This is a genomic window from Stutzerimonas decontaminans (assembly GCF_000661915.1).
Classification (GTDB): domain Bacteria; phylum Pseudomonadota; class Gammaproteobacteria; order Pseudomonadales; family Pseudomonadaceae; genus Stutzerimonas; species Stutzerimonas decontaminans.
The window spans coordinates 4,036,462-4,060,009 of the sequence record NZ_CP007509.1 but is presented as its reverse complement, the minus strand read 5'-3'; the positions used below and the strand labels follow the sequence as shown (position 1 = coordinate 4,060,009).

The window sequence follows — 23,548 nt, the reverse complement described above, 5'->3', positions numbered from 1 at the left end:
TCAGGACTCTTTGTAGCGGTCGGCGATAAAGGCCACCAGCGCGCGGGCGATATGTCCCTTGCTGGCCTGGCCGAAGCGGGTTTCGTGTTGCTGGCGATCGATCACGCTGACCGCGTTATCTTCGCTGTTGAAGCCGATGCTGGGGTTGGCCACGTCGTTGGCGACGATCAGGTCGAGGTTCTTGTCGCGTAGCTTGCGCGTGGCGTACTCCAGCAGGTTCTCGGTTTCCGCGGCGAAACCGACGCAGAACGGGCGGTCCGCGCGGCTGGCCAGCGTGGCGAGAATGTCTGGGTTGCGCACCATCTGCAGCAAGAGCCCGTCACCGGTCGTGGGGTCTTTCTTCAGCTTGTGCGGTGCCACCACTTCCGGGCGGTAGTCGGCGACGGCAGCTGCAGCAATGAGGATGTCGCAGGGCATCGCGGCCTCGCACGCGGCGAGCATGTCGCGGGCGCTGACCACGTCGATGCGCTGCACCCGATCGGGCGTCGGCAGGAACACCGGGCCGGTAACCAGCGTGACCCGCGCACCGGCTTCGGCGGCGGCTTCGGCCAGGGCGAAGCCCATCTTGCCGGAGCTGTGATTGGTGATGTAACGCACCGGATCGATGTTTTCCTGGGTCGGCCCGGCAGTGATCAGCAGGTGCTTGCCCGTCAGCAGCCCGGTCGCGAAGCAGTCCGCGGCGGCCTGAGCGAGTTCGTCGGCCTCGAGCATGCGGCCCATGCCGACATCGCCACAGGCCTGGCTGCCGGAGCCGGGGCCGAACAGGCGGATACCGCGCTCCAACAGCAATTCGCGATTGGCCTGAGTGGCCGGATCGGCCCACATCGCCTGGTTCATCGCCGGCGCCAGTGCGACGGGGGCATTGGTCGCCAGCACCACGGTGGTCAGCAGGTCATTGGCGACGCCCTGAGCGAGGCGGGCCATGAGGTCGGCCGTGGCCGGCGCGATCAATACCAGATCGGCCCAGCGCGCCAGCTCGATATGCCCCATCGCCGCTTCCGCCGCGGGGTCAAGCAGATCGAGATGAACCGGATGGCCGGAGAGCGCCTGCAGGGTGAGCGGCGTGATGAATTCGCGCCCGCCCTGGGTCATCACCACCCGGACTTCAGCGCCGTGGTCGCGCAAGCGGCGGACCAGTTCGGCGCTCTTGTAGGCGGCAATGCCGCCGCCGACGCCCAGGACGATGCGTTTACGATACAGCCGCTGCATAGGCCTGCCTTGTTGACTTTGTAGGGAGTGCCCGGAGTGAGAACCAGGTCAGAACTGGCCCGATACCCCGGAAAAATGACGGGCTAAGATAGCACAGCGCCCACAGCGGAAAAGTGGGCTTGCTCGACAGGGAGAGGACATGAGCATACGTGACTGGCCGGCGGCAGAGAGGCCGCGGGAAAAGCTACTCGAACAGGGCGCAGCCGCGCTTTCCGACGCCGAATTGCTGGCGATATTCCTGCGCACCGGGGTCGCCGGCAAAAGCGCGGTGGACCTCGCCCGCCATCTGCTCGCCGAGTTCGGCAGCCTGCGGGCGTTGTTGGAGGCGGAGCTCGATCAGTTCAGCGCGCACCTGGGCCTGGGGCCGGCGAAATTCGCTCAGCTGCAGGCCGTGCTGGAGATGGGTCGCCGGCATCTGGCCGAACGGTTGCGGCGCGATTCGGCGCTGGAGTCGCCCCAGGCGGTGCGCGACTATCTCAAGGCGCGCCTGCGTCACGAGCCGCATGAGCTGTTTGGCTGCCTGTTTCTCGACTCCAAGCATCGCGTACTGGCGTTCGAAGTGCTGTTCCACGGCACCATCGATGGCGCCAGCGTCTACCCACGGCAGGTGGTCAAGCGCGCCCTTGCGCAGAATGCGGCCGCGGTCATCCTCACCCACAACCACCCATCGGGCGTGGCCGAGCCGAGCCAGGCCGACCGCCAGCTGACCCAGCGGCTGAAAGAAGCGCTGGCGCTGATCGATGTGCGGGTGCTCGATCACTTCATCGTCGGTGACGGCGAGCCGCTGTCGATGGCCGAATACGGCTGGATGTGAACGCTACGCCAGCAACGGCACCACCAGCAGCGGGCCGAGCACCAGCAGCACGAAACGGCCGTTCCAACCGAAGGCGATGCGCCACGGCGACAATTGCGCGTGGCGCGCCAGCATCAGCGCCGACGGGCCGTAGGGCGAGAGCAACATGGCCAGCGAGAAGCCGACCAGCAACGCCACTGCAGGCTGCATGATCGCCACCCCATGCCCGGCCAGCTGCGCCAGCAATGCGGCGCACAGGCTCAGCGAGATGATCGGCGCGACACCGAGCAGGGCCAGGGCGATGATCGCCAGCATGCCGGCACTGCCGAGACCGAAGAGTGCCAACGGTGTGCTGCTGAAGTGGCTGGCGAGTCGTTCGACCGGGATCAGCACGGCCGTAAGCCCGCCAAGCAGTGCCGAGCAGGCGAAGATGAAGGTCTCGTTGCGCATGCCAGCGAGGGTGTCGCGTACCTCGGCATAGACCGTTGTCGGCGATCCACCCTGATACAGCAGCAGGCCGACCACCGCGAGCGGCACCAGCAGCATGGCGGCCTGGGTTGCCGATAGCGGCGTCAGGCTGGCCAGCAGGGCGATCAGCAGGATGCCGAGCAGGCTGGCGTACAGCAGGTTACGCAGCCCCTTTGCCGGCCCGGTAACGCTCGAGCCGCTTGCCGGGGCATCGGTCTCCCGCAACTGCTGCAGACGATGGTTTTCCATCGGCCAGCCCACCAGCAGCAGGATAGCCCCGCAGAGCAGGCCGAATGGCAGCAGGGCGCTCCAGCTCAGTCCCGGCAACTCGCGGGTGAGGATCGCCACCGCCACGCTGGTCGGTGCCAGCAAGGGCACCAGGGCGAAGCCGCGCAGGGCCGTCACCATTACGCCCCTGGCGCCCTCGCGGCGCTGGGTCGGGCTATACGGCTGCCGATCCAGATAACGTTCCAGTGAACCGCAGACCAGATTGAGCATGCCGAAGCTCAGCACCGAGCTGATCGCGAAGGTGCTGAACAGATAGCTCGGGTAGAGGCTGGTACGGGGTAGCCGCAGTAGGAGTCGATGCAGCTCGCCGAGCTGTGGCATTCGCTTGACCGCGCAATGGGCAAGCCCGAGGGCGCCGATGAAAGCGCCGTAGTAGGCCGCGGCGGAGAGCATCCGCTGGACCTGCTGCCAGTCGGGGTCACGGAGCAGTGCCCAGTAGGCGAACAGCCCCAGCGTGACCAGCCCGAGCCGGCGCGGATAGGGCATCAGCGAGCGCCAGTGCCAGGCGAAGAAAAGCACCAGCAGCGCACCGCTGACCACGCTCAGCAGCGGCAGGCGCGTGACCAGCGCGAACAGCTCGCAGACGAGCGCCAGCGGGAGCAGGGCAAGCATCGCTCAGGGCAGCTCGCTGCGCAGTTTGCCGCGCTTGTATACGCCTTCGCCGAAGGCCAGCAACTGGTCCTTCTCGTCCAGCAGGTCGCAGCTGGCCATGAACACCTTGTGCCCCGCGGAGCGGCAGACAGCGACAGCACGGATGCGGCTACCGGCTGGAGCCGGTGCGCTGAAGTTCACGTTCATCGACAGCGTGGTCGCCACGCGGCGCTGTTCCGGCTGTTCGACCCAGGTTCCGCAGAGCCCCATCGCCACGTCCAGCAGGGTCGCCGTGACGCCGCCGTGCAGGTTGCTGGCGTTGTTCAGGTGGCGCGGCAACAACAGCAGTTCGACCACCACGCACTCCGGGCCGTACTCCTTGAGCTGGCAACCCAGGTCCTGGAAGAACCCGGTCAACGAGCTTTCTACCTGTTGCAGCGTGGCGGCGGGATAGGACTGATCGGACATGAACGAGCGGTTCGGCGGCTGACTTGCACTGGAGATTGGCAGTCTTTACGCTCACGGTCAATTCGATGGAATCTTGTTCCGCACTGCGAAATATCGCGTTGCTCGTGAGGAGGTTTGCATGTTTGAGCGTATCGGTATCGTCGGCGCGGGCGCCATGGGTCGCGGGATCGCGCAATTGTTCGCCAGCGCCGGCAAGCAGGTGTGGTTGCACGATGCGCGCAGCGAGTCGATCAGCGAGGCACTGCGCTTCAACCGCGAACTGCTCGAACGCGGCGTGGCCAAGGGGCGGCTGAGCGTCGCCGAGCTGGACGCCACGTTGCCCCGCATGCAGGCGGCACCCGCGCTGGCTGATCTGTCAGGCTGCGATCTGGTGATCGAGGCGATCGTCGAGAATCTCGAGGCCAAGCAGGCGTTGTTCATCGAGCTGGAGTCCTTGCTCGCCGAGGACGCGGTGCTGGCGACCAACACCTCATCGCTTTCGGTCACGCGCATCGCCGCCGCCTGCCGGCGTCCGGAGCGGGTGGCGGGTTTTCACTTCTTTAATCCGGTGCCGCTGATGAAGCTGGTCGAGGTGGTGCGCGGTGAGCGCAGCGATCCGCAGGTCATCCAGCGGCTGGTACAGCTGGCCGAACGGGCCGGGCATTTCCCGGCAATCACGCCGGACACTCCCGGCTTTCTGGTCAACCACGCCGGCCGCGCCTACAGCACCGAGGCGCAGCGCATCCTTGCCGAGGGTATCGCCGATGCCGAGCAGATCGACCGCATCCTGCGCGACGGGCCGGGCTTTCGCATGGGGCCGTTCGAGCTGTTCGATCTCACTGGGCTGGATATTTCCCATGCGGTGATGGAGTCGGTGTATCAACAGTTCTATCAGGACCCGCGCTATACGCCGTCCTACCAGGCCGCCCAGCGGGTCGCCGCCGGTTTGCTTGGACGCAAGACCGGCCAGGGCTACTACCGCTACGAGAACGGCCAGCAGATCCGCACGCCGGAGCCACCAATGCCGCTGGTATCCGTCGAGCGCCCGTTCTGGCTGGACAGTCAGGATACCCAATTGCGCGGCTGGCTGGCGGCGTTGTTGTGCGAGGCTGGTACGCAGCTGGAAACCGGCGAGAGGCCATCGTCGCGCGCCATCTGCCTAGTCACCCCTTTAGGCGAGGATGCCAGCACGATGATCGCTCGGTTGGGTTTGCCCGCCACGCGCAGTATTGCTTTCGACCTGTTCGCCGATTTCGATCGGCGTCGGGTGCTGATGCGCCAGCCGGCGCTCGACCCTGCTCTCGAAGCACAGGCGCGGCAGGCACTGAGTCACGATGGCGTGCCGGTCGAGGTGATCAACGACTCACCCGGTTTCGTCAATCAGCGGGTGGTGGCAAGCATCGTCAACCTGGGCTGCGAGATCGCCCAGAAGGGCATCGCCGATCCGCAAACGCTGGACCGCGCGATCACTTTGGCGCTGGGCTATCCGAAGGGGCCGGTGGGATTTGCCGAGCACTACGGCGCCGCACGAATCCTCGCCATCCTGCAAAACATGCAAGGCTGTTACGGCGGCGAGGCGCGTTATCGCCCGAGCCCCTGGTTGCGCCGGCGCGTGCAGCTCTCGCTACCAGTGACCGCACCTGATCAGCCTGACATTGCCCGTTGATCGCGGTGGTCGAGGAGGGCGGCTTCAGTTTGCGCGGGAGCGGCCGCTAAGCCTGGAGTGAGCCTCCGATGACGGCACGTTGCTACTAAGGCACTACTGTTCTTTATCCGGGGCTATGGGTACAACGTCGGATCGATCCGACAAGAACAAGAGGCCGTCCATGAGCCCCGCCTACCGCCATCCCAAGCTTGTGGCGTTTCACGCCGCGTTGATCATAGCTTTGTTGCTTGTGCACTACTGGCTGGTCCCGCCGCTGGCAGTGACGGCGATATTGTTACTCGCTGCAGCGCTGTGGCCCTGGTTCAGTGCGTCCCTGGCGGCGAATGCCGACGCCGCGACCACTGACGATACGCCACGCGCCTTCGCCGAACTGAGCAAGAACCTCTCGCGCAATACCTGTCACAACGCCTTGTCGGCTGCCCAGGTCGCCTACAGCGCCGAGCAGCTGGCCAGCCGCCTGCAATCGCAACTGCAGGCGGTGAGCGAAATCGCCAACGGTGCACAGGCCATCGCCAGCACCGAGCAGGACAGTGCCGAGCGCGCCCGCCATACGCTGGACGCCGCGCAGGCGGTACGCCAGCGCAGCGATGCCGGGCAGGCCGAGCTGCAGAAGGCGATCGAGCGCATGCAGCAGCTCAGTGCGCAGACTCAGGCCAGCCGCGAGCTGATCGACGGGCTCTCCGCGCGTACTGAAGAGATCCGCCGGATCACCGACGTGATCCAGTCCATTGCCAGCCAGACCAACCTGCTCGCCCTCAACGCCGCCATCGAGGCCGCGCGGGCCGGTGAGGCCGGGCGCGGTTTCGCCGTGGTGGCCGATGAGGTCCGCAGTCTGGCGGCGCGCACTTCCAGCGCTACCGAGGAAGTCGGCCGCATGGTCGGCGACATCCGCCAGCAGAGCGAAGCGGTAGTCAGCTATATCCAGCGTCAGGCCAGCGAACTGGACGCTGCTGCCGAACAGATCGCCGCCACTGGCGAGCAGCTCAGCGGCATTGCCGGCCTGGCCGGCAGCGTCGAAAGTCAGGTGGAGCAGATCACCACTGGCACCGCCGACAACCATCAGCGCCTGACCGGTCAGTTCGTCGCCCTCGATCAGTTGCGCGCCGACGCGCTGGACAGCGAAAAGCAGACCCGGCAGCTCGAACAGGCCGCGGAACGGCTGGTGGCGCAAGCCGAGAGTGCCAGCGAGCAGCTGGCCGAGGTTCAGCTCGACGATTACCACCAGGCGATGTTCAACCTGGCTCGCCAAGGGGCGGCAGCGATTGCCGCGCGATTCGAGGCGGACATTGCCGCCGGACGCGTCAGTCTCGATGACCTGTTCGATCGCAATTATCGGGCGCAGCCCAATACCAATCCGGTCAAATACCAGACTCGCTTCGACCGCTACGCTGACGAGGTGCTGCCGGCGGTTCAGGAACCGCTGCTGCAGCAGCATTCGGCGCTGGTCTATGCCATCGCCACGACGCCCGAAGGCTACGTGCCGACGCACAACCGTGCCTTCAGCCAGCCGCCGGTGGGCAACCCGGAAATCGATCGGGTCAAGAGCCGCAGCAAGCGCCTGTTCAATGATCGAACTGGTGGACGCTGTGGCAGTCATCAGCGCCGGGTATTGCTGCAGACGTACAGCCGCGATACCGGTGAGCTGATGCACGATCTGTCAGTACCGATCATGGTCAATGGTCGGCATTGGGGCGGGCTGCGATTGGGCTATCGGCCCGAGGAATAGCGCAATCACATCCTGATGTTGGCGCGATCGTCCTAGCCCATCCGAGGGCGGCGGCGCACCGACCGGCTAAGCTTGGCGGACGCGACCTCTGGAGATGCCGCCAATGAAAACCCTCACCGATCACCTGGCACAGTACGCGGCCTATCATCGTGACCCGCGCAACCTGCTGACCCATTTCATCGGCATCCCGCTGATCGTGCTGGCGGTAGCTGTGTTGCTGTCGCGGCCCGGCATGGACGTGGCCGGAATATGGCTCAGCCCGGCCGCACTGGTCTCGCTCGCCGCGGCGCTGTTCTATCTACGCCTCGATCTGCGTTATGGCCTGCTGATGAGCGTGGTGCTGCTGCTGTGCATCTGGTTGGGCGCGCGGCTTGCCAGTGCGACGACGGCAGTGTGGCTGGGTGTTGGGCTGGGGTTGTTCGTGCTTGGCTGGGTCATCCAGTTCGTCGGGCATTATTTCGAGGGGCGCAAACCGGCCTTCGTCGATGACCTAACCGGGCTGATCATCGGGCCGCTGTTCGTCGCCGCTGAACTCGGATTCATGCTCGGCCTGCGCGAGCCGCTGCGCCTCGCCATCGAAGCGCGCGTCGGGCCGGTGCGTCTGCGCGAGTCGGCCGCCCACGGCTGACAGAGGTCAGGGTTTGGCGGCCATCCACTGGTCACTCAGGCTGCGGGCGTGACGGTCGACCATGATCGGCGCGAAAGGTCTGCCCGACGCGGTGGTGAGATTGTTACTGCCGCTGTTCATATCTTCCAGCGCCACCTTGAGGAAGTCCCAGCGGGTCTTGAGCTTCGCCAGGGCCGGATCGCGCTTGCCATCCAGACCGGCTAGCTGTGCGTCGATGGCGGGCACCAGGTGACGCTCGTCCTGGCCGAGATAGGTTTCCGGCTGCTCACGGGCAATTTCGAAGGAGCCGATATAGGCGCGGCTGAGGTATTGAACGGCCAGGTACTCCACTTTTGCCGGCAATTCCGCCTGGGCGTCGGCGCCCTGCTGCGCGCGAGCGGCAGTGAGGAAGTCGCGTAACGCCTTGCTCATCTGCAGTGGCCAGCCCCAGGGCATGTCGTCTTCCTTGTAGCCAAAGCTCGCGCCTTCGCGCAGGCGTGTCTGCAGTTCCAGATGGCTTTCGCGAAGCGCACTGGTGGGGTTGGCGACTTGGAGCAGGGCCGCGTTCAGCGCGCGAATGTCTTCCTCCAGACGCAGCAGGTGGGCCTTCTGGAAGCCTTCGCCGCGATACAGCAGCAGGCTGCTGGTGGCGCGGTTGGCGTGGATCTGCATGTTCTGCAGCGGGGTGCTCGGCTCAGCCGCCTCGGTAAGGCCGGGCAGCATTGCGAGAATCAGCAATAGCCAGAAGCGAGTGAAACGGTCCATTGTCGTGCTCCTTTTTTATTTTTATAGAAGCGATGCGTGCGTGGCAGCAGCGTTCTGAGCCTAACGGACGGCTGGCCAAGTGGTATCACCCCAAAGAATGATTTGTGGAGGATTGAATACAATGAGGCGCCAACGTGACGTATTCGGTGGCAAACGCTAGAGCATCTTCTCCAGGCCGATGATCTCGGCGAACCAGGCATTGAAGCGCCGCCAGAGCCCGCCCGGTTCCTTATCGATCACGCGCAACCGCCCATCATCCTCGGCGATCCATACCAGCTGCTTGCGGCCGCCGCGCTCCTCCAGGCGTACCTCGTAGCTGAGCGCCGGCGACATACCCTCCAGCGTGAGTCGCTGAACCTCGCGGGCCAGCTCCTGGCTTTCCACCAGAACGCCGACCTCGCTGTTCCACAGCACGGAACGAGGGTCGAGGTTCAACGAGCCGACAAATACCTTTTCCTGGTCGAACACCGCTGCCTTGCTGTGCAGGCTCGACTCCGACTCGCCGAGAAAGCTGTAGGACGGCTCCTGCTCCGGTTGCCGGCGCAGTTCGAACAGGCGCACACCAAGCTCCAGCATGGCCTCGCGATAGGGCGCGTAGCCGCCATGCACGGCCGGGACGTCGGTGGCCTCCAGGGAGTTGGTGAGGATGCGCACGGTGACGCCTGCGCCAGTGCGATCTGCCAGATACTCCACGCCGCTGTCGGTGGGCACGAAGTAGGCGGAAACCAGGGTCAGCTCGCGACTTACGGTCTGCATGGTCGGTGCGAGCTGGGTCGTCAGCAGCAGTGAGGTGGCCGGTATGCCTTCGGCGAGCAGCTTCTCCGGAGCGTCCCACATCGCCTCGCCGGGCGCCCAGATGAGGTCGTCCAGCCATTGCTGCAGTTGCGGATCCTGCTTGTACTGCATCAGCCGCTGATACTGCTCGCTGTTGTCCTGCCTGGCCTGCTGCAGGTAGTCACGCAGCTGTTTGCGTGCCTTGTCCAGCCCGCTGGGTTTCGGCTGCCACCAGAGAAATCGCTGGATCGGCACGCTCAGCTGATTGTTCCAGTACTCATCGAAACTGCGCGCCAGCTGCTCGGCCACCGGGCCGGCACTAAGCAGGTCGATATCGGTGAAGTTGAAGGCTTGATCGGCATCGAAATACTCATCGCCCAGGTTGCGCCCGCCGACGATAGCCAGGCTGCCGTCGACCAGCATCAGCTTGTTGTGCATCCGTCGATGCTGCAACGACAGGTGCAGCAGTCGCCCCATGGTGCGGGTAACCGCATTGCTGCGCCCGAGATGAAGAGGGTTGAAGACGCGGATCTGGATGTTGGGGTGTGCTGCCAGGGTGCCGATGCGGTAGTCGTGCCCGTCGCTGGTGGTGTCGTCCAGCAGCAGGCGCACCCGCACGCCGCGGTCGGCGGCCTGCAGCAGCTCGTCGATCAGCGCGCGGGTGGTCATGCCGTCATGGACGATGTAGTACTGCACGTCGAGGCTGAGCTGTGCCGCGCGAATCATCTCGGTGCGCGCGGTGAATGCTTCGGTGCTTTCCGCTAGCAGACGATAACCGGAGTAGCCGTGCGGCTGCTGCGCAGCGAGCTGCTGGATGCGTCGTCCGAGCGGCGATGCATCCGGCGCCACGGAGTAGGACTCACTCGGTTGGGGATGGCTGGCACAGCCAACCACAAGTGTTACCAGCAGAAGGGTCAGGTAAGCGCGCAAGATCTCTCCGGGTATGCATCCTTTCATTCTGCTTGGACGTTGCGCTTCGTCCGAAAATTCAGAATCGGTCCTTCAGTCGATACCAGAGCATGCCCATTGCCAGCAGCGGCGAGCGCAATGCCGGTCCGCCGGGGAAGGTCGGATGCGGTACCTTGGCGAACAGCTCGAAGCCGCGGCTTTCCTGCGCGGCGATAGCCTCGGCCAGCAGGCGTCCGGCCAGGTGCGTGGCATTCAGCCCATGGCCAGAATAGGCCTGGGCATAAAACACGTTGGGATGCTCCGCTAGCCGACCGATCTGCGGCAGGCGGTTGGCCCCGATGCCGATCATGCCGCCCCATTGGTAATCGATTCCGATGCCGATCAGCTGCGGGAAGACCTCGAGCATCTTCGGCTGCATGTATGCGGCAATGTCTTTCGGATCGCGGCCGGAGTAGTGGCAGGCACCGCCGAACAGCAATCGGCCATCGGCGCTGAGACGGAAGTAGTCGAGTGCCACCCGCTGATCGCATACCGCCATGTTCTGCGGCAGCAGTTCACGCTGCAGCGGTTCCGGCAGTCGCTCGGTGGCGATGATGTAGCTGCCGGCCGGCAGAACCTTCCCCGCCAGCTTCGGCTGCAGGCCGTTGAGGTAGGCGTTGCAGGCCAGCACCAGATTGTCCGCGTGCACCACGCCCTGCGCGGTATGGACTTTCACCTGCTGGCCATATTCGATGCGCTCGACAGCGGATTGTTCGAACAGACGCACGCCGAGTGATTGGGCTGCCGCCGCTTCGCCGAGTGCCAAATTCAGCGGATGCAGGTGACCCGAGCCCATGTCCAGCAGACCGCCCAGATAGCGCTGCGAGCCAACCACCGTGGCCAGGTTGGGGCGCGATACACGCTGCAGCGGATGCGGATAGCCGAGGCGCAGCAGGTCGGAGTATTCCTCGTCGAAGCCTTTCAGGTGTCGCGGTTTGGTCGCGAGGTCGCAATAGCCCCAGGTCAGATCGCAGTCGATGGCGTAGCGCTCGATACGCTGGCGGACGATGTCCACGGCTTCGAAGCCCATGCGCTTGAGCTCGTCGACACCTTCCTCACCGAGGATGTTGGTGAATTGTTCGACGTCATGGCCGACGCCGCGAATCAGCTGACCGCCGTTGCGGCCGCTGGCGCCCCAGCCAATCCGATGAGCTTCCAGCAGCACGACGCTGAGACCGCGCTCCGCCAGTTCGATGGCGGTATTGAGGCCCGAGAAGCCGCCACCGACGACGCAAACGTCGGCCCGCTGTTCGCCTTGCAATGGCGCAAAGGAGAGCTCGCGATTGACGGTCGCGGCATAGTAGGAAGGAGCATGTACGCCGTCGTTCGGCGCGGATGCGCGGTGATTCATTGAGGAGTCATGAAAGGTCTGCATGCTTCTAGGGTAGACCGGAGCGGTATCGCGGGGCAAAGCCAAGCTTGACCGACGGTTCAGGTCTGGCGACGTCCGAGGCGGGATCGTCGAGGCCCATCCGCTCTAATCCGGCACCGGCAGGTCAAGCGACTCCTTAATCTCCTCCATCACGATATAGCTCTTCGACTCGCGCACATGGGGCAGCTTCAGCAGGATGTCGCCGAGCAATTTGCGGTAGGAGGCCATTTCCGAGATGCGCGCCTTGACCAGGTAATCGAAGTCACCGGAAACCAAGTGGCATTCGAGCACGTGCGGCAGCTTGAGCACAGCACGGCGGAATTCCTCGAAGATGTCGCCGGACTTGTACGCCAGGCTGATTTCGACGAACACCAGCAGGCCGGCCTTCAGATGTTGCGGATTCAGCCGCGCCGAGTAGCCCATGATGATGCCCTCGCGTTCCAGCCGGCGCACTCGCTCGGTACAGGGCGTGGTGGACAGGCCGACACGCTCGCCCAGCTCGGTGAAGGGCAAGCGCCCTTCGGCTTGCAGAATGCGCAGGATATGGCGGTCGATCTTGTCCAGTTCGCGGCGTGTCTGATGCCGGGTTCTCAAGGGATATGCCCTCCGAATAAAGCGCAATTGGCGTGAATAAAGGCCAAAGATAGCTTTTTATATGGTGAATAACACTGCGTTCGCCTTTTTATACTCCGTTTCAATAGTGATCCGGAAAAGTCCGTTCGAGCGGGCGGGAGGCTGCAATGCGTGTACTGGTATTGGGTAGCGGCGTGGTCGGCACTGCCAGCGCCTATTATCTGGCGCGGGCCGGTTTCGAAGTGGTGGTGGTCGATCGGCAGCCGGCGGTGGCGATGGAGACCAGTTTCGCCAATGCCGGGCAGGTTTCGCCTGGCTACGCCTCGCCCTGGGCTGCGCCCGGCGTCCCGCTGAAGGCGATGAAGTGGCTGCTGCAGCGCCATGCGCCTTTGGCGATCAAGCTTACCGGTGACGTCGACCAGTACCTGTGGATGGCGCAGATGCTGCGCAACTGCACGGCGGCCCGCTACGCGGTGAACAAGGAGCGCATGGTGCGCCTGTCCGAATACAGCCGTGATTGCCTCGACGAGCTGCGCGCGGAAACCGGCATCGCTTACGAAGGCCGCCAGCTGGGCACTACACAGCTGTTCCGCACCCAGGCGCAGCTCGATGCTGCCGCCAAGGACATTGCCGTGCTGCAGCGCTCCGGTGTGCCCTATGAACTGCTCGATCGAGCGGGCATTGCGCGGGTCGAACCGGCCCTGGCGAAGGTTTCGCACAAGCTCAGCGGAGCCTTGCGTCTACCCAATGACCAGACCGGCGACTGCCAGATGTTCACCTCACGCCTGGCCGAGATGGCCGTAGCCCTCGGGGTCGAATTCCGCTTTGAACAGAATATTCAACGCCTCGACTACGCCGGTGATCGGCTGGCCGGGGTGTGGATCGACGGCAAGCTGGAAACCGCTGACCGCTACGTGCTGGCGCTCGGCAGCTACAGCCCGCAGATGCTCAAACCGCTGGGCATTCGTGCGCCGGTGTACCCGCTCAAGGGCTATTCGCTGACGGTGCCGATCAGCGATCCGGCGATGGCACCGCAATCGACCGTGCTCGATGAAACTTACAAGGTCGCCATCACCCGCTTCGATCAGCGCATCCGCGTCGGTGGTATGGCGGAGATCGCCGGGCACGATCTATCGCTCAACCCGCGCCGCCGTGAAACGCTGGAAATGGTGGTGGGCGATCTCTATCCGCAGGGCGGTGATCCGGCCGACGCGGTATTCTGGACCGGCCTGCGACCGGCCACGCCCGACGGCACGCCGATCATTGGTGCGACACCCTATCGCAACCTGTTCCTCAATACCGGCCATGGCACCCTCGGGTGGACCATGGCCTGCGGCTCCGGCCGTGTGCTCGCTGACTTGCTGGCGTCCAAGCGTCCGCAGATCAGCACCGAGGGGCTGGACATCTTCCGTTACGGCAAGCACAAGGAGACTCGTAAACATGCCCATCCGGCGGCTGCACACTGAAACCCGCTACAGCGAAGCGGTGATCCACAACGGCGCGGTGTATCTCTCCGGGCAACTGGCAGACGACCTGACCGGCGACATCCGCGAGCAGACCCACGAAACCCTGTCGAGCATCGAGCGCTTGCTGGAAGAGGCGGGTACCAGCAAGGCGCGCCTGCTTTCGGCAACCATTCACCTGAAGGATATCGCCGCCGATTACGCCGGGATGAACGAGGTATGGGACGCTTGGATTGCGCCGGGCACCGCGCCGGCACGCACCACCGTGCAGGCGTTGATGTATTCCCCGGATGTACGGGTGGAGATCACCGTTATCGCCGCCATGCCGGACCTTGCCGGTCCGGTGCTCTGAGGTCGAGCTGAGCTGCAAGCGCCGGGCGACGAGCCGTTCGGCGGCAGTGTTGTAAATTCTGAACGCCATTGCCATGATAGCCCCCTCTTCGCACTGCTCTTGAAAGGGGGCTCCCGTATTGGACGTTGGCGTTCGACTGCAAACCATCCGCAAGCTCAAGGGTCTGTCCCAGCGTGAACTCGCCAAGCGTGCCGGCGTTACCAACAGCACCATTTCCATGATCGAAAAGAACAGCGTCAGTCCCTCGATCAGTTCGCTGAAGAAGGTGCTGAGCGGCATTCCCATGTCGCTGGTGGAGTTCTTTTCTCCCGACTTCGAGCAGGACAGCGACACCCAGGTGGTCTACAAGGCTGGCGAGCTGATCGATATATCCGACGGTGCGGTGAGCATGAAACTGGTGGGCAAGGCGCATCCCGGGCGTGCCATTGCCTTTCTGGCCGAAACCTATCCGCCTGGCTCGGATACCGGTATGGACATGCTCGCCCACCAGGGCGAGGAGGCCGGGATGCTGGTCGAAGGCCGCTTGGAGCTGACCGTTAACGGTCAGGTGTACGTGCTGGAGAGCGGTGACAGTTACTACTTCGAAAGCAGCAAGCCGCATCGTTTTCGCAATCCATTTGATGCGCCAGCCAGGTTGATCAGCGCCACGACGCCAGCGAACTTTTAAAAGCCACTGGCCTCGATTCGTTTGAAAGTTTCGATGCGACAAAGCGTCGCTGGGAATGGCCGGGCCTTTGGTATTGTTTCGGCCGGCATGGCTTGTCGTTATACTGTTCGCCGCTCGCGATACCGTGGCCGCGGGCGTGTCTAGCCACAATGAGGGTGTAAGGTGAACCTGATTAAGAAGATCCTGGTAGCACAGACTGCCGTATTGGCCCTGTGGGCAATGAGCGCCCAGGCTGCGACCGACGAAGCAATCGCCGAGCGCCTCAAGCCGGTGGGTAGCGTATGTATTCAAGGTGAAGAGTGTGCTGCTGCTGGTGCCGGCGCTGCCGCTGCCGCTGGTGGCGCTGCTCGCAGCGGTTCCGACGTGTACGGCAAGTTCTGCACTGCCTGCCACGGTTCCGGCCTGCTCAATTCGCCGAAAACCGGTGACAGCGCTGCCTGGTCGGCGCGTGCCGATGCCGCCGGTGGCCTGGATGGTCTGCTCAAGCACGCCATCAACGGTATCAACGCCATGCCGCCGAAGGGCACCTGTGGCGACTGCTCTGATGACGAGCTGAAGGCCGCCATCCAGCACATGTCCGGCCTCTGATCGAGCGTCGAGCATTACTCGCAAAGCCGCCTTCGGGCGGCTTTGTCGTTTCTGCGGGGAGCAAATATCGGCTGCTTCAAGTCGAAGCTGATACGGCCGGGAGGCCGATTCATCAATCCGAGAGGAGGCCCGCATGCCCAGCTCCGCGCCACAACCCGAACAGCTCCGGCTTTTCAGCGACGGACGCACGCCCAACAGCCCGCATCCGGTGCTGATCTATCGCCAGCTGCCGTTGGCCGGACCAAGTCCCGCCGACGCTTTCGAGCGCCTGTTCGACTGCCATCTGTGGCCTTCCGCCTGGCGCGGGACGGTTTATGACTACCACCACTACCACTCCACCGCCCACGAGGTGCTCGGCGTGGCCAGTGGTTCGGTGCGGGTCATGCTGGGCGGTGAGAATGGTCAGGAGGTTGAGCTGAAAGCCGGCGACGCCGTGGTGCTGCCGGCCGGGACCGGGCATTGCGCACTGCACGCGAGCGAGGACTTTCAGGTGGTGGCCGGCTACCCGGTCGATCAGCAGTACGATATGCAGCGGCCGGACGCGGCCACCCACGACGCGGCGCGTGAGCGGATCGCCCAGGTCGGCGTGCCCATCAGCGATCCGCTGGCAGGCACGCAGGGCGCGCTGGTGACGTTGTGGCGCGGGGAGGCGGCGCCGGTCAGTCGGTAAAGCGTACTCAGTCTATGAACTGCACTTGGCCGTCTGCCAGCGACGCGACCCGGGCCAGCGACTCGACGCGGTAGCCGGCTTCTTCCAGCTCCTGGCGACCGGCCTGGAAGGCTTTTTCGATAACGATACCGAGGCCGGCGATGCTCGCCCCGGCCTGGTTGATGATCGAGATCAGCCCCTTGGCGGCTTTGCCGTTGGCCAGGAAGTCATCAATGATCAGCACGCGGTCGTTCGAAGACAGATGCTGGGTCGAAACTGCGATGGTGCTCTCCACCTGCTTGGTGAATGAATAGACCGTGGCGGTCAGCAGGTTGTCCTGCAGGGTGAGCGACTGGTGCTTGCGGGCGAAGATCACCGGCACGCCCAGCTCCAGGCCGGCCATGACCGCCGGTGCGATGCCGGAGGCCTCGATGGTGACGATCTTGGTGATGCCATCATCGCGGAAGAGACGGGCGAATTCCTTGCCGATGGCCTGCATCAGCACGGGGTCGATCTGGTGGTTGAGGAACGCGTCGACCTTCAGTACCCGGTCGGAAAGCACGATGCCCTGACTGCGAATCTTATCTTTCAGCTGTTCCACGAACGCTACCTCAAGCGTGGGCGGCCGCGGCTTGCCTGACGCTTGGCGCCGGGGCGCTTCTGCCGTCACTGCGTTTCGCAGCCTGGAAAAGCCGCGCATTCTCGCTCAATTCGCGGTGCCGATCCAAGGTCGGCGTTCAGCTCAACGCTTCGATCGACAGGCGGCGAAAGCGCACCGCCTCGCCATGGTGCTGGAGGACGATATGTCCGGCCGGCGCCTGGGCGAACAGCGGCTTGTCGGCGAACTTGCTGGATTCGATTCGCGTGCGCAAGGCTGGGTCGTCCAGGCGATAACTCAGCACCATACGATTGCCTAGCCAGTGCTCGACCTCTGCACCGCGTAGCTTCAGCGCGCCTTCCATGAAACTGCCCGGTTCGATCGGTGTTGCCTGCTGCGTGGCGAGCAGCCCGTACAGGGCACCGTTGCGCGTGGTCGGTTCGGCTCCGTCCGGATGAACTTCATCATCCAGCAGCTGCATCTCCGGCCCGCTGTGCCAGGCAAGGTCGGCGGTCTCGTCGACGCGGTAGAACACCCCGGAATTGCCGCCCACCGGCAAGGCGTATTCGAAGCGCAGAATGAAATCGCCATAGCGTTCGCGCGAAATCAGGTCGACCCTGGGTGCGCCGACGATGGCGCACAGCTGCTCATCGTCGCGATACCAGCTGGCCTCGGGAAAATCGTCGCCGTGCCAGCCACGCCACTGCGTTGCGTCGAGAATCATCGGGCAGCCCTCATCCGAACAATTGCTGTTTGCGCCGCAACCAGCGGTAGCCATACGGGCCTAGGCGAATCTTCAGCGGCGTACCTTCCGGTTGGTCATAGTCACAGTCGGCGAGCACATCGACCATGTCCTGCAGGTCGTCGTCAGTGATCTCCACGGTGGTGTCCTGGTCTGCCAGGTTGACCAGCATGAGTACCGTCGAGCCGTTGTCGTGGCGGATGGCGAACACGGCGGGATCGTCCACCTCCACGGTTGTGCGCTTGCCGATGCCAATCTCGCGCAGGCCGATGCGTGTGCGGATCATGTTGCCGGTGCGCGCCATCAGCGAGTCACTGCGCAGGGTCTGGGCGAACACGTTGATCTTTTCGTAGGTGAAGGGCCCTTCGTCGATCACCGGTGCGGCCAGCTCCCCTTTGCTGCAGGAGAAGCCGGCGTTGGGCTCGTTGGACCACTGCATCGGCGTGCGCACGGCGAGTCGTTCAGGGCGGTCGAGGTCGTCGCCCATGCCGATTTCCTCGCCATAGCGAATGATCGGCGTGCCGGGTAGCGAGAAGAGCAGGGCGTGAGTGGCGGCGATGCGGCGCTCGTCGCCGTCGAGCATGGGTGCAAGGCGGCGGCGAATGCCGCGATCGTAGGCGCGCATGTTCTCGTCGGGGGCGAAGGTGTCCATCACCTCGTTGCGCTCATCCTCTTCCAGTCGGTCGAGGCTCAGCTCGTCGTGGTTGCGGATCCACAGCGCGTATTGCGAATGACTGGGCGGCAGCGGTTGGCTGTTCAGCGCGCGCACCAGCGGCTCGGCCTGTTGGCGTGCCAGGGCTAGGAACAGGTGATTGTTGGTCCAGAAATCCAGTAGCAGGGTGACACGATCGGCCTCGTCGCCGAAGTATTCGACGTACTTCTCCGGATCGGTGTCGATCTCGCCGAGCAGCACGGTTTCGGGGCGGCGCATGGTAACGAAGTCGCGCATGTGCTCGAGCAGCCAGTAGCCCTTCTCCAGTTCACCACCGCCGGCCTGGCGCACCATGTGCACCGCGGCGTCGATGCGAAAACCGGACACGCCCAGGCGCAGCCAGAACGACATGATTCGCTCGATCTCGTGGATGACCCGCGGGTTGGTCAGATCCAGGTCCGGCTCGTGTTTGTAGAACAGGTGGCGATAGTACTGGCCGGCTTCGTCGTCCCAGGTCCAGATGCTGTCCTCGACCGTCGGAAAGATCGGCTCCATGAAATCGTCGGGCTCGTCGGCCCAGATGTAGTAGTCGCGGTAGGGCGAGTTGCGATCGCGGCGCGCCTCCTGAAACCACTTGTGCTGGATGGAGGTGTGCTGCACCACCAGCTCGATGATCACGTGCAGACCCAGTTCCTCGGCCTTTTCCAGCAGGGCGACGACATCGGCCAGATCACCGAAGCGCTCGTCCACCTGCAGATGGTCGCTGATGTCGTAGCCGGCATCCTCGAAGGGCGACTGGTAGAAGGGCATGAGCCAGATGGCGGTGCAGCCCAGGCCGCGAATGTAGTCGAGCCGTTCAGTGACGCCGCGCAGATCGCCGCAGCCGTCGCCGTTGCTGTCACGAAACAGGGTTGGGTCTATCTGATAGATCGCCGCGTTGCGGTACCAGAGTGGGCGCATGCTCAGTTCTCCATCGGGCGCAGCACGACGGCCTGGCCCGGGTTCAGGGTGCCGGAATAGGGTTCGCCTTCGTCGCAGCCGTCGCTGGCGATTTCTACCGCCCATTCGCCGCTCTGGGGAAAGGCCTGGGCTGCGTCGGCGAAATTGATGCAGACCAGCCGCCGGTCATCGCCGTGCTGTCTGCGGTAGGCGAGCACTTCGGGATGTGACGGCAGTTCTTCGTAATCACCGTGATGCAGCGCCGGGCTGGCCTTGCGCGCCGCCAGCAGGCGCTGGTAAAGCGCGAACATGGAGTTCGCCGCGCCGGTCTGGCGTTCGGCCGCCAGTTGGTCCGCATCGGGTGGAAAGGGCAGCCAGGGCTTGGCGCCGTCCCAGCCATGGGGCGGCTCGGCGTGCCAGGGAATCGGCGCGCGGCAGCCATCGCGGCCGCCCGGATCGGTGCGTGTTTCGGCCGTGATCACCGCGTCTTCCAGCCCCAGTTCCTCACCCTGGTAGATGAAGGGCGTGCCGCGCAGGGTCAGCAGCAGGACCGCTGCCGCGCGGGCGGCTCGCTCGGAGCCCTGATAGCGGCTGCGCTGGCGCACGTTATCGTGATTGGACAGCACCCAGGTCGGCCAGGCACCGGCCGGCTGCAGCCAGTGCTCGACCTCGCGGATGCAGGTGCGAAACAGCACCGGATCCCAGGGCGCGTCGAGCGGGTTGAAGTTGAAGGCCAGGTGCAGCTCGTCGCCAGCGCCGTAGTACTGCAGCACGCGTTCGGTGGAGCGGATGTTCACTTCGCCCACTAGCATGCGGTCGCCCGGGTAGCTGTCGACCAGCTTGCGCAGGCCGCGCAGCACTTCATGGCTGTAGGGCTGGTCGTTGAAGTCCGACAGCGGCTGGCCGGCCTGGCAGCGCGGGTCGTCGGCGAAACTCGGGTCCTTGCCGGTGCAGTGGATGACGTCGATACGAAAGCCGTCCACGCCGCGATCGAGCCAGAAGCGCAGTACGTCGTGCATCGCCTCGACTACCTCGGGGTTGCGCCAGTTGAGGTCCGGTTGCTTGGCGAGGAACAGGTGCAGGTAGTACTGCTGGGTGTGCTCGTCCCAGGTCCAGGCGCTGCCGGCACCCAGCGCGGCGCGCCAGTTGTTCGGCTGGTCGCGCCAGATGTACCAGTCGCGCTTGGGGTTGTCCCGCGAGCTGCGCGACTCGACGAACCAGGGATGTTCATCAGAGGTGTGATTGGGCACGAAATCCAGCAGCACGCGGATATCGCGAGCGTGGGCTTCGGTGATCAGCCGGTCGATATCGGTCAGCGAGCCGAACAGCGGATCGATATCGCAATAGTCGCTGATGTCGTAGCCGGCATCGGCCATCGGCGAGCGGAAGATTGGCGACAGCCACAGCGCGTCGACGCCCAGCTGCTGCAGATGATCGAGGTGGCGCCGCACGCCGTTGAGGTCGCCGATGCCGTCGCCATTGCTGTCGGCAAACGACCGTGGATAGATCTGATAAACGGTCGCGCCTTTCCACCACGGTGTTCGGGTTGTCTCGCTCATGCCACGCACCCCCTGATTTGTCTCAGGTTGCGGTCGGCTCTGTACCGCCGCCTTGTCAGGTGTACGACTGGCCAGCGGCACGTGGGTTCGCCAGTTAATTGATCCTGGTCGGTCCGTGATGAACGCAAGGGTGGATACTCCGCCTAAGCTAACGACAGACTTTCACCCCCCTCCGAGGAGATTTGCATGCTACGTATTGCCATCAACGGGTATGGACGTATCGGTCGCGCCGTCGTGAGAGCGCTGTTCGAGCGTGGATTGCAGGATCGGGTACAGGTGGTCGCGATCAACGATCTCAGCGACCACAAGACGCTGGTGCATCTGACCCGCTTCGATTCGACCTTTGGTCGTTTTCCCGAGCCGGTCGAGCTGCAGGGCGAATCGATGGTGGTGCGCGGCCAGGCGATCCGCCTGCTGGCCGAGCGCGATGCGACCCAGCTGCCATGGAAGGAGCTGAACGTCGATGTGGTGCTGGAGTGCACCGGCAAGTTCAAGAAACGCGCGATGATCGAGCAGCATCTGCAGGCCGGGGCCGGCCGCGTATTTGCCTCGCACCCATTGGATGGCGGCGACCTGACCGTGGTCTACGGCGTGAATCACCAGTTGCTTGGCGATCAGCGCGTCGTCTCCAACGCCTCCTGCACCACCAACTGCCTGGCGCCGCTGGCCAAGGTGCTGCATGAGGCGGTCGGCATCCGCCAGGGCCTGCTCAACACCGTGCACTCCTACACCAACGACCAGAACCTGCTGGACAAGGCACACAGCGATCTCTATCGGGCTCGCGCCGCGGCGTTGTCGATGATTCCGTCCACCACTGGTGCGGCCAAGGCCATCGGCCTGGTGCTGCCGGAGCTGGCCGGGCGTCTGGACGGCCTCTCGGTGCGGGTGCCGACGCCGAACGTCTCGTTGGTCGACCTGACCTTTATCGCAGAGAACGCACCGGAGAGCGTCGAGGCGATCAACGACATCCTCCGTGCCGGGGCGCAGAAGCTGCCGGCCGGCGTCATGGAGTGCAATGAGGAAGCGCTGGTCTCCTGCGACTTCAACGGCTACCCGGCGTCCTGCGTCGCCGACCTCAGCCAGACCCGCGTGCAGGGCGAGCTGGTCAAGGTGATGGCTTGGTACGACAACGAGTGGGGCTTCTCCAACCGCATGCTCGATGTGCTGCTGCATTGGGACGGCGCCAAGTCGGCCTGATGGGCGAAACCGACAGGCCGGGCGCGGGGCAGGGGCTCTGGCAGCTGAGCCTCGCGCAGTTTCGCCATGCCGTTGCCGAGCGCGCCTTACCCGGCTGCGGTGCGGTCGCTGCGGTGACTGCGGACCTCGCTGTGGCGCTGATCGTTAAGGCGCTGCGGGTTAGTGCGGCGCACGGCGATGCGTGCTGTAACGCGCTGCTGACCGACGCCCGCTCACTGCTGGGGCGTCCCGGTGCTTTTGCCGATGACGACGTGGCGGTCTTTTCCGACTATCTGAAGGACGACGAAGACCGGAAGGCTGACTTGTCGCGCCAGGCCTGCGCAGTGCCGCTGGCGACGGCACATGCCTGCGTCGAGGCGCTGGGTATCGCCGAGCGCGCCTTGCCGATGGTCGAGCCGTCGCTGCGCTGTGATGTCGAGGCGGCGGTGCTGTTGCTGGTCGCCGGCGTCGATGCCGTGTTGCTCAACGTCGAGGCCGATCTGCAAGGGCTGGGCGACTCGCAAGCACGAGCGCGGGTGCAGGCGGTGGCCGAGCGACTGGCCATGGCGGCAAACCACTACCGGCGACCTTCGGGTTGATCGGTATGGCAGATAACGACCACGCAGCAGATAAAACGAGACCATCGGTCTCGTTTTTTATTGACGGCTGTCAGTTCGCTTTCTACTCTCCTGATTCGATAGTGAGACATAAAGTCTCAGAATAAGAAGCTGCCAGCTTGTCAGGCGGTCCATTTCGGAGAGTGCCATGAGTCATCGCATCGTCCTGCCGCGCCTGATGGAAGTCGGCGCCGGCGCCAGTGGGCAACTCGCCCGCGTGCTGCAGGAGCTGGGCTGCAATCGCCCGCTGATCGTCACCGACCGCATGATGGTCGAGCTGGGCTACGTCGCCCGTATTGCCGGGCAGCTGGAAGAAGCCGGCATCGCCAGCCAGTGTTTCGCCGATACCCTGCCCGAACCGACCGCGGCCTCGATTCGCGCCGGCGTGGAAATGGTCCGCCAGGGCGATTTCGATTCCATCGTCGCCCTCGGTGGCGGCAGCCCGATCGATTCGGCCAAGGCCATCGGCATCCTCGGCAAGTTCGGCGGCGAGATGCGCGACTACCGCTTCCCGCGCGACGTCAGCGAAGCCGGCTTGCCGCTGATCGCCATCCCCACCACTGCCGGCACCGGCTCGGAGGCGACGCGCTTCACCATCATCACCGACGAGACCAGCGACGAGAAAATGCTCTGCGCCGGCCTCGGCTTCATGCCCATCGCCGCGCTGATCGACTACGAGCTGACCCTCTCGCTGCCGCCGCGGGTCACCGCCGACACCGGCATCGATGCGCTGACCCACGCCATCGAGGCCTATGTCAGCCGCAAGGCCAGCCTCTACAGCGATGCCCAGGCGCTGGAAGCCATGCGCCTCCTGGCACCGAACCTGCGCGCGGCCTTCCACGAGCCGGGCAACCGTGCCGCGCGTGAGGCGATGATGCTCGGCGCGACACTGGCCGGGATCGCCTTTTCCAACGCATCGGTGGCGCTGGTGCATGGCATGAGTCGGCCGATCGGCGCCTTCTTTCATGTGCCGCACGGGCTGTCCAACGCCATGCTGCTGCCGGCGATCACCGCCTTCTCGATTCCCGCGGCGCCCGAGCGCTATGCCGACTGCGCCCGCGCCATGGGCGTCGCCATGCAGACCGACAGCGTCGAGGTAGCCAACGACAAGCTGCTCGCCGAGCTGCGCGCGATCAATCAGGAACTGCAAGTGCCGAGCCCCGAACAGTTCGGCATCGCCCGCGAGCGCTTCTTCGAGCTGCGCGAGACCATGGCGCGCCAGGCGCTGGCCTCCGGCTCGCCGGGCAACAACCCGCGCGTGCCTACCGAAGCGGAAATCATCGACCTCTACGAAACCGTCTGGAACCAGGAGTGAAGCC

23 protein-coding genes are annotated in these 23,548 nt (G+C 64.4%); 12 read left to right on the top strand and 11 right to left on the bottom strand.

Annotation, left to right across the window (positions count from 1 at the left end; translation table 11 throughout):
* Positions 1 to 1,209 (bottom strand): bifunctional phosphopantothenoylcysteine decarboxylase/phosphopantothenate--cysteine ligase CoaBC, encoded by a 1,209-nt coding sequence (coaBC, locus tag UIB01_RS18825; RefSeq protein ID WP_038663853.1) that lies wholly within the window; start codon positions 1,207 to 1,209, stop codon positions 1 to 3.
* 139 nt (positions 1,210 to 1,348) lie between these two features.
* On the opposite strand from coaBC, the gene radC reads away from it, so the two are divergent.
* Positions 1,349 to 2,023 (top strand): RadC family protein, encoded by a 675-nt coding sequence (gene radC, locus UIB01_RS18820; RefSeq protein WP_038663850.1) that lies wholly within the window; start codon positions 1,349 to 1,351, stop codon positions 2,021 to 2,023.
* Between the two features lie 3 nt (positions 2,024 to 2,026).
* On the opposite strand, the gene UIB01_RS18815 is transcribed toward radC, so the two are convergent.
* Positions 2,027 to 3,370: a hypothetical protein gene (locus UIB01_RS18815; RefSeq protein ID WP_038663847.1), complete on the bottom strand. Its 1,344-nt coding sequence runs from the start codon at positions 3,368 to 3,370 to the stop codon at positions 2,027 to 2,029.
* 3 nt (positions 3,371 to 3,373) lie between these two features.
* Entirely contained in the window at positions 3,374 to 3,817 is a 444-nt protein-coding gene (locus tag UIB01_RS18810; RefSeq protein ID WP_038663845.1) for a PaaI family thioesterase, read from the bottom strand.
* A 118-nt stretch (positions 3,818 to 3,935) separates the two neighbouring features.
* Here UIB01_RS18810 and UIB01_RS18805 point away from each other — a divergent pair, with 118 nt between their 5' ends.
* From UIB01_RS18805 to UIB01_RS18795, 3 genes are all read left to right on the top strand, one after another.
* Positions 3,936 to 5,462: a 3-hydroxyacyl-CoA dehydrogenase gene (locus UIB01_RS18805; RefSeq protein WP_038663842.1), complete on the top strand. Its 1,527-nt coding sequence runs from the start codon at positions 3,936 to 3,938 to the stop codon at positions 5,460 to 5,462.
* 160 nt (positions 5,463 to 5,622) lie between these two features.
* Positions 5,623 to 7,188, top strand: a complete 1,566-nt coding sequence (locus UIB01_RS18800; protein WP_038663839.1) for a methyl-accepting chemotaxis protein — start codon at positions 5,623 to 5,625, stop codon at positions 7,186 to 7,188.
* A gap of 103 nt (positions 7,189 to 7,291) precedes the next feature.
* The gene (locus UIB01_RS18795; protein ID WP_038663836.1) at positions 7,292 to 7,816 is read left to right on the top strand and encodes an Mpo1 family 2-hydroxy fatty acid dioxygenase; all 525 of its coding nucleotides are present in this window, start codon (positions 7,292 to 7,294) and stop codon (positions 7,814 to 7,816) included.
* Positions 7,817 to 7,822: 6 nt separating this feature from the next.
* Here the strand turns inward: UIB01_RS18795 and UIB01_RS18790 are convergent, their stop codons facing one another.
* From UIB01_RS18790 to UIB01_RS18775, 4 genes are all read right to left on the bottom strand, one after another.
* Entirely contained in the window at positions 7,823 to 8,560 is a 738-nt protein-coding gene (locus tag UIB01_RS18790) for a hypothetical protein (RefSeq protein ID WP_038663833.1), read from the bottom strand.
* Between the two features lie 156 nt (positions 8,561 to 8,716).
* On the bottom strand, positions 8,717 to 10,264 hold the full coding sequence (locus UIB01_RS18785; RefSeq protein ID WP_038663830.1) for a phospholipase D family protein: 1,548 nt from the start codon (positions 10,262 to 10,264) through the stop codon (positions 8,717 to 8,719).
* A gap of 58 nt (positions 10,265 to 10,322) precedes the next feature.
* Positions 10,323 to 11,633 carry an NAD(P)/FAD-dependent oxidoreductase gene (locus tag UIB01_RS18780; protein ID WP_038663827.1) on the bottom strand — a complete coding sequence of 437 codons (1,311 nt, stop codon included), beginning with the start codon at positions 11,631 to 11,633 and terminating at the stop codon, positions 10,323 to 10,325.
* A gap of 126 nt (positions 11,634 to 11,759) precedes the next feature.
* Positions 11,760 to 12,248 (bottom strand): Lrp/AsnC ligand binding domain-containing protein, encoded by a 489-nt coding sequence (locus UIB01_RS18775; protein ID WP_003295466.1) that lies wholly within the window; start codon positions 12,246 to 12,248, stop codon positions 11,760 to 11,762.
* A gap of 146 nt (positions 12,249 to 12,394) precedes the next feature.
* On the opposite strand from UIB01_RS18775, the gene dadA reads away from it, so the two are divergent.
* From dadA to UIB01_RS18750, 5 genes are all read left to right on the top strand, one after another.
* A complete protein-coding gene (dadA, locus tag UIB01_RS18770; RefSeq protein WP_038663822.1) occupies positions 12,395 to 13,693 on the top strand; it encodes a D-amino acid dehydrogenase in 1,299 nt (432 codons plus the stop codon).
* Positions 13,668 to 14,042: a RidA family protein gene (locus UIB01_RS18765; protein ID WP_038663819.1), complete on the top strand. Its 375-nt coding sequence runs from the start codon at positions 13,668 to 13,670 to the stop codon at positions 14,040 to 14,042. Before dadA ends, UIB01_RS18765 begins: the two co-directional genes overlap by 26 nt.
* A 118-nt stretch (positions 14,043 to 14,160) precedes the next feature.
* Positions 14,161 to 14,709, top strand: coding sequence for a cupin domain-containing protein (locus UIB01_RS18760; RefSeq protein ID WP_038663817.1), 549 nt, complete (start codon positions 14,161 to 14,163; stop codon positions 14,707 to 14,709).
* A gap of 162 nt (positions 14,710 to 14,871) precedes the next feature.
* On the top strand, positions 14,872 to 15,297 hold the full coding sequence (locus UIB01_RS18755) for a c-type cytochrome (RefSeq protein WP_038663814.1): 426 nt from the start codon (positions 14,872 to 14,874) through the stop codon (positions 15,295 to 15,297).
* Between the two features lie 133 nt (positions 15,298 to 15,430).
* The gene (locus UIB01_RS18750) at positions 15,431 to 15,967 is read left to right on the top strand and encodes a cupin domain-containing protein (RefSeq protein ID WP_038663811.1); all 537 of its coding nucleotides are present in this window, start codon (positions 15,431 to 15,433) and stop codon (positions 15,965 to 15,967) included.
* Positions 15,968 to 15,974: 7 nt separating this feature from the next.
* Here the strand turns inward: UIB01_RS18750 and UIB01_RS18745 are convergent, their stop codons facing one another.
* The 4 genes from UIB01_RS18745 to UIB01_RS18730 form a co-directional block, all read right to left on the bottom strand.
* Positions 15,975 to 16,547 carry a xanthine phosphoribosyltransferase gene (locus tag UIB01_RS18745; protein WP_038665960.1) on the bottom strand — a complete coding sequence of 191 codons (573 nt, stop codon included), beginning with the start codon at positions 16,545 to 16,547 and terminating at the stop codon, positions 15,975 to 15,977.
* Between the two features lie 136 nt (positions 16,548 to 16,683).
* Entirely contained in the window at positions 16,684 to 17,268 is a 585-nt protein-coding gene (locus tag UIB01_RS18740) for a 3-keto-disaccharide hydrolase (protein ID WP_038663808.1), read from the bottom strand.
* 10 nt (positions 17,269 to 17,278) lie between these two features.
* Positions 17,279 to 18,898: an alpha-amylase family protein gene (locus UIB01_RS18735; RefSeq protein ID WP_038663805.1), complete on the bottom strand. Its 1,620-nt coding sequence runs from the start codon at positions 18,896 to 18,898 to the stop codon at positions 17,279 to 17,281.
* 2 nt (positions 18,899 to 18,900) lie between these two features.
* Positions 18,901 to 20,436 carry an alpha-amylase family glycosyl hydrolase gene (locus UIB01_RS18730; protein ID WP_038663802.1) on the bottom strand — a complete coding sequence of 512 codons (1,536 nt, stop codon included), beginning with the start codon at positions 20,434 to 20,436 and terminating at the stop codon, positions 18,901 to 18,903.
* Between the two features lie 186 nt (positions 20,437 to 20,622).
* Here UIB01_RS18730 and gap point away from each other — a divergent pair, with 186 nt between their 5' ends.
* The 3 genes from gap (at position 20,623) to UIB01_RS18715 (ending at position 23,544) form a co-directional block, all read left to right on the top strand.
* On the top strand, positions 20,623 to 21,633 hold the full coding sequence (gene gap, locus UIB01_RS18725) for a type I glyceraldehyde-3-phosphate dehydrogenase (RefSeq protein ID WP_038663799.1): 1,011 nt from the start codon (positions 20,623 to 20,625) through the stop codon (positions 21,631 to 21,633).
* On the top strand, positions 21,633 to 22,211 hold the full coding sequence (locus UIB01_RS18720; protein ID WP_038663796.1) for a cyclodeaminase/cyclohydrolase family protein: 579 nt from the start codon (positions 21,633 to 21,635) through the stop codon (positions 22,209 to 22,211). The genes gap and UIB01_RS18720 overlap by 1 nt, the downstream gene beginning before the upstream one ends.
* A gap of 166 nt (positions 22,212 to 22,377) precedes the next feature.
* Positions 22,378 to 23,544 carry an iron-containing alcohol dehydrogenase gene (locus UIB01_RS18715; RefSeq protein ID WP_038663793.1) on the top strand — a complete coding sequence of 389 codons (1,167 nt, stop codon included), beginning with the start codon at positions 22,378 to 22,380 and terminating at the stop codon, positions 23,542 to 23,544.
* Positions 23,545 to 23,548: the final 4 nt, after the last annotated feature.